This window comes from Protofrankia sp. Cr1, from assembly GCF_963555865.1.
Lineage (GTDB): Bacteria > Actinomycetota > Actinomycetes > Frankiales > Frankiaceae > Protofrankia.
In genome coordinates, this window is the sequence record NZ_CAUVXO010000552.1 from 1 (window position 1) to 632 (window position 632).

The 632-nt window shown below is 68.2% G+C and carries 1 protein-coding gene; it reads right to left on the minus strand.

Annotated features, from left to right (window positions below):
• Positions 1-509: DUF4157 domain-containing protein (locus tag U9980_RS25625; RefSeq protein ID WP_322770275.1), on the minus strand; the 509-nt coding region annotated here is incomplete at its 3' end.
• Between the last annotated feature and the right edge of the window lie 123 nt (positions 510-632).

Here is a 632-nt window from a genome sequence, read left to right on the forward strand (position 1 = left end):
ACGTGGGTGAGTTCGTGTGCGAGCAGGCCGCGGCCGGTCGGGGAGGATGGGTCGAATCGGCCTGGGGCGAAGAAGACGTCGGTGCCGGTGGTGAATGCTTCGGCCTGTACGGCCCGGTTCAACGTCGCGGCGGTGCTGTCGGTGTGGACCCGTACCGCTGACAGGTCGGCTTCGAGGTGGCCTTCCATCTCGGCGCGTACCGGTTCGGACAGTGGTGATCCTGTACCGCGGCGGACCTGGATGGAATCGGCGATCTCCGGGTCGAGCGCTCCGGCTCCCTGGGAGCGCAGGGTGCTGCGGAACAGTGCCGAACGGCCAGCGGCGGTCGGGTTCTGTGTTCCGCGGAACGCACCGGTCGCCTGGCTGTCGTGGACGAGCGTGGCGAACGCGGCGTTGCCGGCCAGGGACGGCAGGATTTCGTGCGTGGGACGAGTTTCCGGTGCCCGCCTGACCTCGTTCCGGCGCGCGGTTCCAGTGGTCAGCGGACCGTCCAGCTTGTCATGTTCCACGGTCGCCCTCCGAAGGGTGCGCATCATGCTCGGGTGTCGGGGCCCGTCGCACCAGTGTGATTATGGACCATCCCGAGCTGGAAACCACCCCGTGCGAGATGAACGTCGGCGCACCGCAGCCTG